Annotated in this window: 13 protein-coding genes; 4 read left to right on the top strand and 9 right to left on the bottom strand. The window is 72.8% G+C overall.

Features of this window, described 5'->3' with window-relative positions:
* Nucleotides 1-81 precede the first annotated feature (81 nt).
* Nucleotides 82-495 carry an SAV_6107 family HEPN domain-containing protein gene (locus HMPREF9719_RS01320; protein WP_004600156.1) on the bottom strand — a complete coding sequence of 138 codons (414 nt, stop codon included), beginning with the start codon at nt 493-495 and terminating at the stop codon, nt 82-84.
* Nucleotides 496-695: 200 nt separating this feature from the next.
* On the opposite strand from HMPREF9719_RS01320, the gene HMPREF9719_RS01325 reads away from it, so the two are divergent.
* Complete coding sequence (locus tag HMPREF9719_RS01325) at nt 696-1,295, top strand: GNAT family N-acetyltransferase (protein WP_004600157.1); 600 nt, start codon at nt 696-698, stop codon at nt 1,293-1,295.
* A 10-nt stretch (nt 1,296-1,305) separates the two neighbouring features.
* Entirely contained in the window at nt 1,306-2,391 is a 1,086-nt protein-coding gene (locus HMPREF9719_RS01330) for a polyprenyl synthetase family protein (protein WP_004600158.1), read from the top strand.
* A 13-nt stretch (nt 2,392-2,404) separates the two neighbouring features.
* Here HMPREF9719_RS01330 and HMPREF9719_RS01335 read toward each other — a convergent pair whose 3' ends face one another.
* A complete protein-coding gene (locus HMPREF9719_RS01335) occupies nt 2,405-2,803 on the bottom strand; it encodes an Rv2175c family DNA-binding protein (RefSeq protein ID WP_004600159.1) in 399 nt (132 codons plus the stop codon).
* A gap of 83 nt (nt 2,804-2,886) precedes the next feature.
* Here HMPREF9719_RS01335 and pknB point away from each other — a divergent pair, with 83 nt between their 5' ends.
* The gene (gene pknB / locus HMPREF9719_RS01340) at nt 2,887-5,073 is read left to right on the top strand and encodes a Stk1 family PASTA domain-containing Ser/Thr kinase (RefSeq protein ID WP_004601784.1); all 2,187 of its coding nucleotides are present in this window, start codon (nt 2,887-2,889) and stop codon (nt 5,071-5,073) included.
* A gap of 170 nt (nt 5,074-5,243) precedes the next feature.
* On the opposite strand, the gene HMPREF9719_RS01345 is transcribed toward pknB, so the two are convergent.
* The 7 genes from HMPREF9719_RS01345 to HMPREF9719_RS01375 all read right to left on the bottom strand — a co-directional run bounded on the left by HMPREF9719_RS01345 (nt 5,244) and on the right by HMPREF9719_RS01375 (nt 11,722).
* Nucleotides 5,244-6,632, bottom strand: coding sequence for a class II 3-deoxy-7-phosphoheptulonate synthase (locus HMPREF9719_RS01345; RefSeq protein WP_004600161.1), 1,389 nt, complete (start codon nt 6,630-6,632; stop codon nt 5,244-5,246).
* Nucleotides 6,633-6,721: 89 nt separating this feature from the next.
* Nucleotides 6,722-7,243 (bottom strand): polyadenylate-specific 3'-exoribonuclease AS, encoded by a 522-nt coding sequence (locus HMPREF9719_RS01350; RefSeq protein WP_004600162.1) that lies wholly within the window; start codon nt 7,241-7,243, stop codon nt 6,722-6,724.
* 14 nt (nt 7,244-7,257) lie between these two features.
* A complete protein-coding gene (locus tag HMPREF9719_RS01355) occupies nt 7,258-7,455 on the bottom strand; it encodes a hypothetical protein (RefSeq protein WP_004600163.1) in 198 nt (65 codons plus the stop codon).
* An 85-nt stretch (nt 7,456-7,540) separates the two neighbouring features.
* Nucleotides 7,541-8,290 (bottom strand): lysophospholipid acyltransferase family protein, encoded by a 750-nt coding sequence (locus HMPREF9719_RS01360; protein WP_004600164.1) that lies wholly within the window; start codon nt 8,288-8,290, stop codon nt 7,541-7,543.
* Between the two features lie 74 nt (nt 8,291-8,364).
* The gene (locus tag HMPREF9719_RS01365; RefSeq protein ID WP_004600165.1) at nt 8,365-9,324 is read right to left on the bottom strand and encodes an ROK family protein; all 960 of its coding nucleotides are present in this window, start codon (nt 9,322-9,324) and stop codon (nt 8,365-8,367) included.
* Between the two features lie 68 nt (nt 9,325-9,392).
* A complete protein-coding gene (locus HMPREF9719_RS01370) occupies nt 9,393-10,586 on the bottom strand; it encodes a glycosyltransferase family 4 protein (RefSeq protein WP_174269510.1) in 1,194 nt (397 codons plus the stop codon).
* Between the two features lie 101 nt (nt 10,587-10,687).
* On the bottom strand, nt 10,688-11,722 hold the full coding sequence (locus HMPREF9719_RS01375; RefSeq protein WP_004600167.1) for an NlpC/P60 family protein: 1,035 nt from the start codon (nt 11,720-11,722) through the stop codon (nt 10,688-10,690).
* 517 nt (nt 11,723-12,239) lie between these two features.
* Between HMPREF9719_RS01375 and HMPREF9719_RS01380 the strand changes: the two genes are divergently transcribed.
* Nucleotides 12,240-13,304, top strand: a complete 1,065-nt coding sequence (locus HMPREF9719_RS01380; RefSeq protein WP_004600168.1) for an alcohol dehydrogenase — start codon at nt 12,240-12,242, stop codon at nt 13,302-13,304.
* The last annotated feature ends 146 nt before the right edge of the window (nt 13,305-13,450 follow it).

The following is a 13,450-nucleotide window of genomic DNA, read 5'->3' on the forward strand; positions in this document are numbered from 1 at the left end:
TCGGCGCGGCGGCTGCCGCGCTGGTCTCGATAATCCTACCGGGATTCGCCGCCGGCCACGACTTTTTGGCCGGGCCGCGTCCTAGTGCTCGCCCTCCGCCCAGTCGAGCAGCGCGGCGGCGTCGGCCGCGAGCCGCTCGGCGGTCGCGGGCTCGACGCCCGCCTCGAGGCCGCTGAGCAGCCGGCCGCGCAGCCGCGAGTAGGAGGAGAGCCGGTCGGCCCAGGCGGCCGCCTCGGGCGAGACCATGCGCAGCTTGTCCCAGGCGTTGCTCGGTGCCCGGCGCCGACCGGTCATGCCCGCGCCCGCGACGACCGCCCCCGCGGCGCGCAGCGCCGCCTGGTAGGCGAGCTCCACGGCGTCGGCGGGCTCGCCCGCGGCAAGCCGCGCGTGCGCCTCGGAGAGCAGGGCCGCGGCCCGGTCGAGCCGCGAGGTGCGCACCCGGTCCCGCTTGAGCTGCCCGCGCAGCTTCCCCTGCGCCGAGATCGTCGCCACCATGGCCAAGCACCTCCCTGGTCCCTGGCCGGCCGCCTGCGAGGCCGCCGGCCGCTTCGTTCATCCGACGGCCGTCACGCTAGGCGGCGGGCCGGACGGACACCGCTCATTTTAGCACAATTGTTCGAATATCGCGGGCGCGTTCGACTACGGTTCGATCGCCGATGCGGCCGCGCGCCGCGGCTCGTGGTTCCATGAGGGCCATGGTCGACTCCCCGCTGCCCGAGCCCGGCGACGTGCGCGTCTCCGCGCTGAGCCCCCACCAGTTCCAGCTCGCCGCGCCGGTGCTCGTCGACATCTACCTCGCCGCGATGGACTATCAGCGCTCGCTGCGCTCCTCGCGGGTGGCGGCGTGGCGCCAGCAGGCCGCCCACCCGGGCTTCCGGGCGGTCATTGGCCACGACCGCGACACCGTCTTAGGCTTCGCCTACGCGTTCCAGGGCAGCGCGGAGCGCTGGTGGCACCGCCACGTCGCCGACGGGCTGCGCCGCGCGGCCGGCGCCGCGGCCGCGGGCCGCTTCCTCACCGACTACCTCGAGCTCGCCGAGGTGCACGTCGACCCGCGCTTCCAGTCCCGCGGGCTCGGCCGGCGCCTCGTGCGCGCCGTGACCGACGCCGCCCCGCAGCCCCGCGTCGTGCTCTCCACCCCCGAGGTCCCCGGCGAGGACAACAACGCGTTTCGCGCCTACCGGGCGCTGGGCTTCTACGACCTCATGCGCGGGCTCGTCTTCCCGGGCGACTCCCGTCCCTTCGCGGTGCTCGCCGCCGACCTGCCGCTCCCCGCGGAGGACCTGCGCCGCTAGAGTCGGGCCCATGCCCAACCCACCGGCCACCGCAGGCCTCCCCGGGGCCGTCGCCGAGCAGCTGTCCGACTACCTCGCCGGGCGCGTCGCCGAGGCCGCCGCCGTCGGCCCCGCCGCCGAGGAGGCCGCCCGCCTCGTCTCCGACTTCGTCCTCGGCGGAGGCAAGCGGCTGCGCCCCCTCTTCGCGTGGGTCGCCTACGCCGGCCTGGCGCCCGCCGCGCCCGAGGCCGCGCACCGCGCGGCCCTCAAGGCCGTCTCCGCGCTCGAGCTGCTCCAGGGCTGCGCGCTCATCCACGACGACGTCATCGACGCCTCCGACACGCGCCGCGGCCGCCCCACCGTCCACCGGCTCGCCGAGGCACGCCACCGCGAGGCCGACTGGCTCGGCGACGCCGCCGACTACGGCCGCTCGGTCGCGATCCTCGCCGGCGACTTCTCCCTCATCTGGGCCGACGACCTCGTCACCGAGGCCGGCCTCGAGCCCGCGGCTCTGGCCCGCGCGTTCGGACCATGGCGCGCGATGCGCGCCGAGGTCATCGGCGGCCAGCTGCTCGACCTCGGGCTGGAGAACTCCGGCGACGAGTCGCTCGAGGCGGCGCTCACCGTCAACCGCTTCAAGACCGCGGCCTACACCGTCGAGCGCCCGCTCCACCTCGGCGCGGCGATCGCCGGCGCCGGGGAGGAGACGATCGCGAGGCTCCGGCGCTACGGCCGCGACGTCGGCATCGCCTTCCAGCTGCGCGACGACCTGCTCGACGTGTTCGGCGACCCCGCCGCCACCGGCAAGCAGACCGGCTCGGACTTAAGGGAGGGCAAGCGCACCGCGCTCGTCGCCGAGGCGCTGCGCCTCCTCGACGCCTCGGACCAGGCGGCCGCCGCCGAGCTTCGCGCGGGCCTGGGCACGGTCAGCTCACCCGCGGAGATCGACCGGCTCGCCGGGATCATCGCCGACTCCGGCGCCCCGGCCGACATCGAGCGGCGCATCGAGGAGCTCACCGACTCGGGGCTCGACGCGCTCGGGCACGACTCGGTGCCCGCCGGGCTGCGCGGCGAGCTCGAGCGCCTCGCCGAGCGCGCCACCCGCCGGGACCGATAGAAAGTAGAGCCTCTTAGAGGGCCATGGCCTGCGCGCGGCGCATGACCTCGCGGGCCAGGTGCCCGTGGAGCGCATCGATCGGCCGGCCGGGCAGCGACTCGTCGGGGGTGTAGAGGAACTCGGCGATCTCCGCGAGGCGGAAGCCGCCGTCGCGCAGCACGGTGATGAGGCCTGGCACGAAGCGGTTGAGCCGCCCGTCGGTCTCGCCGCCGTTGGACTTGTCGCGCCGGTCGGTGAACTGCGAGGCCGGCACGAGCAGCTCGCTCTCCCCGCCCACGGCGAGCAGGGTCTCGTCCTTGATGCGCTGGCGCACCCGGCTCGGCGGCTCGCCGAGCAGCCGGGCGGCCTGGCCGATGCCCAGCAGCTCCTCGTCGTCGGGCAGGATGCTTCTCGGAACGGTGGGGATGCTCACGGCCCCGGATTCTACGTCCCCGGCCCGGGCCGCGCCGGCGGCGGGATTCCCGCGCGGCCGGGCGGTGCACCATACTGGGTTGCATGCCAAGGCTCAACGTAGGAGACGTGCTCGGGGGGCGCTACCGCGTCGAGCGCCCCATCGCGCGCGGCGGCATGTCGACCGTCTACCGCTGCGCGGACGAGCGCCTCTCTCGGGCCGTGGCCGTCAAGGTCATGGACGAACGCCTCGTCGACGACCCCGTGTTTCGCCGCCGCTTCGAGCGGGAGGCGAAGTCCATGGCGAGGCTCTCCCACCCCAACCTCGTCGGCGTCTACGACTTCGACTCCGAGGCCGACCACCTCTACCTCGTCATGGAGCTCATCACCGGCGGCATGCTCGGCGAGCTCATGGCCGAGCGAGGCCCGCTCCTGCCCAGCGAGGCTCTCAGCGTCATGCGATCGGTGCTCACCGGGCTGGCCGCCGCGCACGCCGCGGGGCTCGTCCACCGGGACCTAAAGCCCGACAACGTGCTCATCGGCGGCGACGGGGCGATCAAGATCGCCGACTTCGGGCTCGTGCGCGCCGCCGACACCGGCGACGGCACCTCCACGGAGATCCTCGGCACCGCGCCGTACGTCTCCCCCGAGCAGGTGCTCGGCGAGCACCTCGACAAGTCGAGCGACGTGTACTCCGCGGGCATCCTCCTCTACGAGCTGCTCACCGGCGAGGTGCCCTTCCGCGGGCAGAGCCCGATTGCGACCGCCTACCAGCGCCTCGAGGAGGACGTGCCCGAGCCCTCGGCGCTCGCGCCGGAGGTGCCGCCACTCGTCGACGCGCTCGTCGCGGCCGCCACCCAGCGCCGCCCCGAGGCGCGCTTCCCCACCGCCGGGGACTTCCTCGACGCGCTCGAGGACGTCGTCGCCGAGCTCGGCCTGCCGACCTGGCAGGTGCCCGTGCCCGCCGCGGGCGCCGCGCACCGCGCCGCCGCCGAGCCCGACGGCGACGAAACGACACGCCTGAACGACCCCGGCGAGTCCGGCCCCGGGCCCGCCGCCGAGGGCGGCGAAACGCTGAGCTTCTGGGGCAGTACTCCCCCGCCGGGCGAGACCGCCCCCGAGCCCGAGCCGCCCGCCCCCGCCGAGGAGACGAGGCTCGCCCCGCCCGCGGAGCGCGCCGCGCCGCCGAGGCGCCGCACCCCGCTGCCCAAGAAGGTCTCCAACCGCTCCCCGGCGCGGGTGGCGCTGTGGCTCGTGGCCTGCGCCGCGCTGCTGGCCGCGGCGGCGCTGGGCGGCTGGTGGCTCACCTCCGGGCGCTACCCGGAGATCCCCTCGATCACCGGGATGTGCCCCCAGGAGGCGGTCGCCGCGATCGAGAACGCCGGCTTCGAGGCCGAGACCGAGCAGCGCTACCACGACGAGGTCGCCTACAACCACGCCATCGGCACGGAGCCGACCGCGCCGGCGAAGGTGCCGCGCGGCGGGACGGTGACGGTGCTCGTCTCCCAGGCGCGGCCTACCGTGCCCGAGGTGCCCGCCGACCGGGATACCGAGTCCTACGAGCGGGTGCTCGCGGAGCGCACGCTGCGCTTGAGCTCCGGGGAGGCGGTCTACTCCGACGACGTCGAGGAGGGCCGCATCGTCTCGGTCGAGCCGTCTCCCGGCGAGGAGGTGCCCACCGGCTCCGAGGTGACCGTCTCGACGTCGAAGGGGCCGCGCCCGGTCGACGTGCCGAGCCTCGAGGGGGCGACGATCGAACAGGCCGAGGAGCAGCTCGAGGCGGTGGGCCTCAAGCTCGGGGCGGTTACCGAGGACTTCGACGCCGACGTCCCCGACGGGGAGGTCGCCTCGAGCTCCCCGGCCGCGGGCACGAGCATCGCGCGCGGCTCCGCGGTCGACGTCGTCGTGTCCCGCTCCATCGAGGTGCCCGACGTGTCGGGGCTTCGGGTCGACGAGGCCCGCGAGGCGCTCTCCGCGGAGGGCATCAGCGCCTCCGTCGAGCGCGACGACTCACTCACTGGCTCCGCCGCCGACGAGGTGCAGGAGACCGACCCCGCCCCGGGCGCCAGGCTCGACCCCGACCGACCGGAGGTGACCCTCGTCGTGCCCGGCCGCGTGGAGATCCCCTGGCTCGTCGGCAAGCGGCTCGACGACGCGCGCGAGGAGGCGGAGTCCCGCGGGCTGAAGCTCGACGCACCGAGCTCGCGCGGCGGGATCGTCATCTCCCAGCGCCCGCTCTTCGACGACTCGATCGAGGCCGGCGGCACGATCTCGGTCTCCACGATCGGCTAAGGACCGCCCGCTCCCCTCCCCTCGCCCCCGCGTGCGCCGCGCGGAAGGGCGGGGACGGTGAAGGACACGCGAAGGCCCCGCCCGGTAGATTCCGGGCGGGGCCTTTTGCCGCGTCGCTAGCGGTGGTCGGACGGCCGATCCGGGCGGGGTCAGCCCCGCCCGCGGCTTCGCTAGCGGCGGAGCATCTCCGCGACGAGGAACGCAAGCTCCAGCGACTGGCGGGTGTTGAGCCTGGGGTCGACCGCGGACTCGTAGCGGCCCGGCAGGTCGACGTCCGTGATGTCCTCGGCGCCGCCCAAGCACTCGGTGACGTCCTCGCCGGTGAGCTCGATGTGGAGCCCGCCCGGGTGGGTGCCGAGCGCGCGGTGCACCTCGAAGAAGCCCTGCACCTCGTCGATGATCTTGTCGAAGTGGCGGGTCTTGTAGCCGTTCGAGGAGGTGAACGTGTTGCCGTGCATGGGGTCGCACTGCCACACCACCGGGTGGCCGGCCTCCTCCACGGCGCGCACGACGCCGGGGAGCACCTCGCGGACCTTGTCGTTGCCCATCCGGGAGATGAACGTCAGCCGGCCCGGCTCGCGGTTCGGGTCGAGGCGGTCGGCGTAGGCGACGGCCTCCTGCGGGGTGATGCCCGGCCCGATCTTCAGGCCCACCGGGTTGCCGATGAGCGCCGCGAAGTTGATGTGGAAGTCGTCGAGGCCGCGGGTACGCTCCCCGATCCACAGCTGGTGGGCGGAGAGGTCGTAGAGCCGCTGCTCGCCGTCCTCGTCCTCCGCGAGGCGCAGCATCGCGCGCTCGTAGTCGACGAGCAGCGCCTCGTGGGAGCAGTAAACGTCCGCGGTGCGCAGCGAGTCGTCCTGCACCTGGCAGGCCTGCATGAACTTCAGGCCCCGCTCGATCTCCTTGGAGAGCGCCTCGTAGCGCGCGCCCGCCGACGACGTCGCGACGAACTGGCGGTTCCACTCGGTGACCCGGTAGAGGTCCGCCGTACCCGAGCTCGTCAGGGCGCGCACGAGGTTCATCGCGGCCGAGGAGTTGGCGTAGGCGCGGATCATGCGGGCGGGGTCGTGGCGGCGGGCCTCCTCGGTGGGCTCCACGCCGTTGACGATGTCGCCGCGGTAGTTGAGCAGCCCGTTCTCGTCGCGGTCCTTGCTGCGCGGCTTGGCGTACTGGCCGGCGATGCGGCCCATCTTCACCACCGGCAGCGAGGCGCCGTAGGTCAGCACGACCGCCATCTGCAGCAGCGTCTTGATGTTGCCGCGCAGGTGGGGCTCGGTGTTCGACTCGAAGGTCTCCGCGCAGTCGCCGCCCTGCAGGAGGAAGGCCTTGCCCTGGGCGACCTCGGCGAGCTGCGCCTTTAAGGCCTGGATCTCGGGGGCGACGACGACCGGCGGCACGGACTCTAAGATCTTGCGCACCTGGTCGGCCTCGCGGCGGTCCCAGGACGGCTGCTGGAGCGCCTCGCGGCTTAAGACATCCTCCCAGCGCTGGCGGATGGGGTCCGGCAGCGGCGGGAGGTCCGGAAGGTTTTCTTTGGGGATATCGACAGTCCAACTCACGTGACCATTTAATCACGTCGAGCGGAATATCCCGGCCTGTTAAGTTTCAGGGGCGAACCAGACCGTCCCGCCTCGCGGGAGGGGAGCCGTCAGCGCCCGGGGCGGAGCCGATTGTTCTCGTCGAGCGGCCAGTGGCGCTCGCAGGCGCGGAAGCGCTCGAGGTTGTAGCGCGCGTCGACGAGCGCGTCGTGGCTGCCCTCCGGTCGGGCGGGCAGCTGCGGGCGGCCGATGAGCTCCCAGTACTGCTTGAGCTCGTGGGTGAAGTGCGGGATATAGCGCGGCAGGCTGCCCATGTCGCCCCACAGCTGCGCGAGCACGACGTGGTCGTAGTCGCCCACCCACGCCCACAGGTCCGGCAGCGGGCGGCCCGGCCCGGCGCGCAGGAAGTCCACCAGGCGAGAGCGGATCTCCGAGCGGGGCTGCCAGGCGGGGTCGGCGGGCGCGGGCAGCTGGTCGAGCACGTGGGAGCGCACCCACGCATTCGCCGAGGCGGGGTCGAAGTCGCTGGAGACGGCGTAGAACTCGCGGCCGTCCTCGGCGACCACGCCGAGCGAGACGAGCTCGATGGTCTCGCCGTTCTCAATGAACTCGGTGTCGTAGAAGTAGCGCATGGGAGGCCCCGGCCCTAGCCGCGCCCGCGGTCGCGCCCCGGCCGCGAGCCGGGCAGCGGGACGAAGAGCACCGCGACGAGCGCGATGATGAGCAGCGGGGAGAGCACCGTGAGGTCGACGGGCACGCCCGCGATGAGCACGGCGATGTAGCCGACGATGAGGAGGCCCGCCGCGGCGAGCCTTCCAAGGACGATCTTCTGGTTCTTGCGCACGGCGCTAGCGGCACTCCCTTCTCTCCACGGTGGCGTTGTTCCTGCGCCTCCCCGCCCGGGCCCGGGCTGGGGCCGGCGGCCTGGCCTAGCCGGCCTGGCGGCCGGGCTCGGCGCCCTCGGGGTAGCCGTCCCCGCGGTTGAGCGACTCCTTGACCGTCGAGGCGTAGACGTCGACGTAATCGTATCCGGAGAGCCTGGAGAGCTCCGCCATGACCTCGTCGGTGAACGCGCGGGCCGCCTCGCGGGAGTCGGGGTCAGCGTCGTGCTCCTCAATCCACGCGGCGACATCGATGGGCTCGCCGACGACCATGTGCACCTTGACGGGGCGCAGCAGCCACGAGCCAATCGGGTTCGCGCGCCTCGTGCCGATCATCGCGACCGGGATGACGGGCACCTCAGGGTTGTGGAGCGCGACGCGCGCCATGCCGGTGTGGCCGCGGTAGATGCGCCCGTCCGGGGAGCGGGTTCCTTCCGGGTAGATGCCGAAGAGGTCGCCCTCGGAGAAGACCTGCTCGGCGGCGGCGCGCATCGCGTTCGCGGCGCCGGCCGCGTCGCGGTCGAGCGGCACCTGGCCGACGGAGCTGAAGAAGAACTTCTGGAGCTTGCCGGCGAAGCCGACGCCCTCGAAGTACTCCTTCTTCGCGGGGAAGCGCAGCTGGCGCGGCATGACGAGCGGGAAGAACAGGGAGTCCATGACCGCCTGGTGGGAGGAGACGATAAGCCCGGGGCCCTCGGCGGGCACCCGGTCCGCGCCCTCGATCGTCGGGCGGTTCCACAGCCGGACGAACGGGCCCATCAGGATGTGCTTAAAGGTCCAGTACCACTTGTTGCGCATGCTCCCCTTCCTGGCGGTCGCGTCCCCGGCCGAGCCCCCGCGCGCGGCGCGCCGCCGGGCGGCGTTAGCTCTAGTTACGCGCAGGACACGTGGCGCGCCAGCTCAGCCACGCCGATCATACCCGCGTTGCGGCCGAGCTCGCCGACCCGGACCTCAGCGAGCGGGCGGTAGCCGGTGCCCACGATGTGGGAGGCGAACTGCTCGCGGGCCTCGTCGAGGTAGACCCCGGCCGCGGCGGCCACGCCCCCGCCGAGCACGACGAGCTCGGGGTCGAGGATGTCCGCCACCACGGAGAGCCCCACGCCCAGCCAGTGCGCGAAGTCCGCGGCGACCGCCCGGCCGGCCGGATCGCCCTTCTCGGCGGCCGCCATAATCTCCTGGCCGCGCACCGCCCGCGGATCGCGCCGCACCCGCGAGGCCAGGGCACTCTCCGGGAAGCTCTTCTGGTGCACGAGCTCCACGGCGGTGTCCACGAGCGCGGAGCCCGAGCAGTAGCGCTCCAGGCAGCCGAGCTTCCCGCACGGGCAGGGCCGCCCGCCGGGCACGACGGTGATGTGGCCGAACTCAGGAGCGGTGCCATAAGCCCCGCGGTAGATCTCCCCGCCGGTCATGAGCGTCGCGCCAATGCCCGTGCCCACCGCGAAGTACACCCACGTCTCCGCGCCGCGCGCCGCGCCGAGGCGGTACTCGCCCCAGGCCGCGGAGTTCGCGTCGTGCTCGAGGCGCACCGGAAGCCCCAGGCGCTCCTCGAGGAGCGCGCGCACCGGGGTGTCGCGCCACGACAGGTGCGGCGCGAAGCGCACGGTCTCGCAGTCCGGGTCGAGGAACGCGGCGAGCGCGATGCCCACCGCGCCCACCGGGTAGCGCAGCCGGTACTCGCCGACGAGCTCGGCGATGGTGTCCTCGAGCCCCTCGGTCGTGCGCGGGGTGGGCCGCGTCGCCTGCGCGAGCAGCTCCCCGGCCCCGTCGAGCACCCCGGCGCGGAGGTTCGTGCCGCCGATGTCGAAGCCGACGGTGACCTCGCCTGGCTGCATTCGAGACCTTCCTTCCAGCGCCGCTGACGAATCGCCCCGGCGACGGTGGGCGCCGGGGGACAACCCCGTCAGTATAGGCCGGGCGCGACGTCCTCCCCGCCCCGGGTGGCCGGCGCCCCGGCGAGCCCGAGGCACGCGCGCAGCCGCTCGCCCAGCGGCCCCCACGAGAAGCGCTCGGCGACGTGGCGGGCGCCCGCCTCGCCCATCGCTTTCGCGCGCGCGGGGTCGCGGAGCAGCGCGTCGATCGCCGCGACGATCGAGCCGCGATCGCGGCCGTCGACGACGATGCCGGTGTCCTCGGTGACGGTCTCCGGGGCGCCGCCGGAGTCGCCCGCGACGACCGGCACGCCGCAGGCCTGCGCCTCGAGGTAGACGATGCCAAGCCCCTCGACGTCGAGGCCCCCGCCGCGGGTGCGCACCGGCACCGCCGCGACGTCCGCCGCGGCGAGCAGCCCGCGCATGTCGTCCGCCTCGAGCCGGCCGAGCAGCCGCGCGCAGTCCAAGCCGGCCGCGGCGCACGCCCGGGCGGCCTTGGTCTCGAGTCGGCGGCGGTAGGGCCCGTCACCGACGACGAGGACCTTAAGGCCCGGGAAGCGGCGGGCGAGCTCCGGGGCAGCCTCGAGGAGCCGGTCCTGCCCCTTGCGGGGCACGAGCCTGGAGGTGCATACCACGAGCGGGGCGCCGGCCGCGACGCCGAAGCGGGCGCGCACCGCGGCGCGGTCCTCGGGGTCGAGCGGGCGGAACTCGTCGCGGTCCACCCCGGAGGGCAGCGCCACGTAGCGGGGGTGCTCCCCCATCGCGCCGCGGAAGCGGCCGAGCGCGTAGCGCGACACGTAGGTCACGACGTCGCAGCCCTCCCCGACGCGGCGCAGCACCTGGCGCGCCCCGGGCAGCATCGACCAGCCCACCTCGTGGCCGTGGGTGCTCGCCACCACCCGGCTGACGCCGGCCCTCCTGGCCGCGGGCGCGAGGAGGCCCAGCGGCGTCGAGGCGCCGAACCAGACGGTCTCCACCCCGTAGGAGGCGATGAGCCCGGCCATGCGGCGGGCGACCGCCGGGGTGGGCAGCATGACGCGCCTCTTCAGGCGGACGACGGGGAACGGCGCCGCCTCGTCGAAGGCGCGGGCGGCGGCCTCGTCCTGCGTCGAGGCGAAGACGACGAGGTCCGACGGGTCGAGCTCGGCGACGAAGCGCCGCAGGTAGGACTGGATGCCCCCGACCGTGGGGGGAAAGTCGTTGGTGACGAGCAGGACGCGGGCCATGGCGGTCATGCTAGCCCGCGCGGCGGGCGCGGCCCCACACGCGAACGCGCCGCCCGGGGATAACCGGGCGGCGCTTCTGTTCGCTTGGTATCGCGGGCGGCCTAGTAGCGGGCCGCGCCGGCGAAGGGCGCGTGGTCGACCGACGCGATCTGCACGGGCACGCCGTAGTCGGAGGCGTGGACGATCTGCCCGTTGCCGATGTAGATGCCCACGTGGGTGACCCCCGGGTAGTAGCCGACGATATCGCCGGGCTGAAGGTCCGCGCGGGAGACCGGCTGGCCCCCGGCGATCTGCGCCGAGGAGGTGCGCGGAACGGTCTTGCCGGCCTGCTGGTGGGCCCAGAAGACCAGGCCCGAGCAGTCGAAGGAGTCCGGGCCGTTGCCGCCCCACGAGTAGGGCGAGCCGATCTTGCCGAGCGCGGCGTCGACGACGGCGTTGCCGGTCTCGGAGGGGACGGCGGGCGCGGGCTCGCCGCCGCGGTTGCGGCTCTCCCAGGCCTGGCGCTGCTCCTCGTCGAGCGCGTCGATGCGCCCCTGGAGCTCCTCGGCCTGGCCCTTGAGCTCGTCGCGCTCGGCGAGCAGCTCGGTGAGCTTCTCCTCGAGCTCGGTCTTCTTCGCCTCGATGTCCGCGGCGCCGTGCTCCGCGGAGGCGCGCTTGTTGGCCGCGTCCTCGGCGGCGGCCTCGTAGTCCTCGACGGCGTCCGTCGCGGTGCGCGACAGGGTGTTGAGGAAGCTCGCCCGGTCGAGGGCGTCGCGCGGGCTGTCGGAGCCGAGGGTGCGCAGCGCGGACTGCGAGGACGCGGTGCGGTACTTCGAGCCGGCAACCTCGTCGACGGCGCGGGAGCGCTCCTCGAGCTGGGCGGCGGCCTCGGCCTCTTCGTCCTGCGCGGCCGCGACCTGGTCGCGGGCCCCGTCGAGGTCAGCCTTCGCGGCCTCGACCTCGTCCTCGAGGGCCTTGACCTCCTCGTTCTTCTCGTTGGCGTGGTGGGAGATCTCCTCGAGCTCGGCGAGGAGATCCTCGCCCTCGTCCGCCCCCGCGAGCGGGCTGCCGGCGAGCGTCACGGCGAGCGCGGTGGCCCCGGCCCCGAGCGGGGCGGCAACGCGGCGGCGGGTGGTGGGATTACGGTGCTTGGACAACGGTGTGACTCTCCAATGGCTTCGCAGAAGTCGGTAGAACTATCACTATCCCTGGCGCGACCCAACCCCTCAGGCGGTCGCACCCCACGGACCGGCCCCCACCGGGCCGCAGTAGAGCCCGGTAGCGCTTGTCATAACCAGCGCCCTGAGTAGCCTGCGGATAGGCCGGTGCCGTGCGATGGGCACGACTATAACAGTTTCATAACGAAGGCGCGAGCGCCGCGACACACCCTCCCCGGGTTGGGTGGAACCCGCCCAGCGACGGGGCCACACTAAGCCCCCCACACTCCCCAGAAGTCTAGCTACACCCCACAAGTCCTGAATTCTTGTTGATATTGAGATTAATAACCATTTAAATAGCGTTGGCTTCGCTCTTGTCTTTCTATGATCTATCTAATATTCTCAGTGTTAGTGATATCCGACATGCTTTATTTGGATCTCGGACAGCAGAACGTCCTCCCTGGCCACGCGGGTATCACGCCAGCTCTAGCACGACGCGAAGGAAAGGATTAGCACGATGAAGGGCTACGCACTGCGGTCCGTCGACGACGAGACCATCACCGAAATGGAATTCCCTGAGGAGGAGCTCACCGGCGACCAGGTGCGCGTGCGCATCACGCACTCCGGCGTCTGCCACTCCGACGTCCACATCCGCGAGGGCGGATTCGAGCTCGGCGACGGCGAGTTCTACAGCAACGAGGCGGGCGGCGCCGAGTACCCCCTCATCATGGGCCACGAGATCGTCGGCGTGGTCGAATCCACCGGCCCCGACGCGACAATCAAGGAGGGCGAGCAGGTCGTCGTCTACGCGTGGCTCGGCTGCGGCGAGTGCCCCACGTGTGAGACCGGCCAGGAGAACCGTTGCCCCAACATGAAGCGCGCCCTGGGCGTGCAGCGCAACGGCGGCTACGCCGAGAAGGTCTTCCTGCCGCACGACAAGTACCTCGTGCCGCTCGACGGGGTCGACCCCGAGTGGGCCGCGACCATCGGCTGCTCGGGCATCACCGCCTACTCTGCGGCGAAGCAGACCAAGCTCAAGTCCAAGGATGCCCCCGTGCTCGTCATCGGCGCGGGCGGCGTGGGCCTCATGTGCGTCGCCTCCCTCAAGGCGCTGGGCTACACCAACATCAGCGTCATCGACCGCTCTGACGCCAACTTCGAGCGGGCTCTCGAGCTTGGCGCGACCCACACCCTGGTGAGCACCGCCGAGACCACCCCGCAGGACATCTGGAAGTTCGTCGGCGAGCAGCCGCACGCCGTCGCCGACTTCGTCAACAACGAGGAGACCGGCTCGCTCGCCTTTGCCAGCCTCGCGACGGGCGGCACGATGGTCCAGGTCGGCCTCTTCGGCGGCCGCTTCAAGGTCCAGACCGCGGTGCTGGCCTTCCAGCAGATCGACATCCAGGGCTCCTACGTCGGCAGCCTTACCGAGCTGCGCGAGGTCATGGAGCTCGCGCGCGAGGGCAAGTTCCCCCGCATCCCGATCACCACCCGAGAGATGAGCCTCGAGTCCGTCGTCGAGAGCCTCGACGCGCTCAAGGAGGGCCGCTCCCGCGGCCGCGTGGTCCTCACCAACGCCTAACGGCGAGGGCCACTAGTCCATCGGAATCTGCCACTCCCCCGCCGCCGACGCCCACCCCGGGCGCGGCGGCGGGGGACTTTCTGTTGAAACCGTCGCGATCAGCGAGGGGCTCGGACAGGTTCGCTAGCTAGAACCGTCGGCGGCCA

Origin of the sequence: Corynebacterium otitidis ATCC 51513 (assembly GCF_000296405.1) — a bacterium.
GTDB lineage: Bacteria > Actinomycetota > Actinomycetes > Mycobacteriales > Mycobacteriaceae > Corynebacterium > Corynebacterium otitidis.

Bases quoted from the DNA above. Each gene is read 5' to 3' on its own strand.
- HMPREF9719_RS01320 (WP_004600156.1), bottom strand. From the start codon at position 495: ATGGTGGCGACGATCTCGGCGCAGGGGAAGCTGCGCGGGCAGCTCAAG.
- HMPREF9719_RS01325 (WP_004600157.1), top strand. From the start codon at position 696: ATGGTCGACTCCCCGCTGCCCGAGCCCGGCGACGTGCGCGTCTCCGCG.
- HMPREF9719_RS01330 (WP_004600158.1), top strand. From the start codon at position 1,306: ATGCCCAACCCACCGGCCACCGCAGGCCTCCCCGGGGCCGTCGCCGAG.
- pknB (WP_004601784.1), top strand. From the start codon at position 2,887: ATGCCAAGGCTCAACGTAGGAGACGTGCTCGGGGGGCGCTACCGCGTC.
- HMPREF9719_RS01350 (WP_004600162.1), bottom strand. From the start codon at position 7,243: ATGCGCTACTTCTACGACACCGAGTTCATTGAGAACGGCGAGACCATC.
- HMPREF9719_RS01360 (WP_004600164.1), bottom strand. From the start codon at position 8,290: ATGCGCAACAAGTGGTACTGGACCTTTAAGCACATCCTGATGGGCCCG.
- HMPREF9719_RS01365 (WP_004600165.1), bottom strand. From the start codon at position 9,324: ATGCAGCCAGGCGAGGTCACCGTCGGCTTCGACATCGGCGGCACGAAC.
- HMPREF9719_RS01370 (WP_174269510.1), bottom strand. From the start codon at position 10,586: ATGGCCCGCGTCCTGCTCGTCACCAACGACTTTCCCCCCACGGTCGGG.
- HMPREF9719_RS01380 (WP_004600168.1), top strand. From the start codon at position 12,240: ATGAAGGGCTACGCACTGCGGTCCGTCGACGACGAGACCATCACCGAA.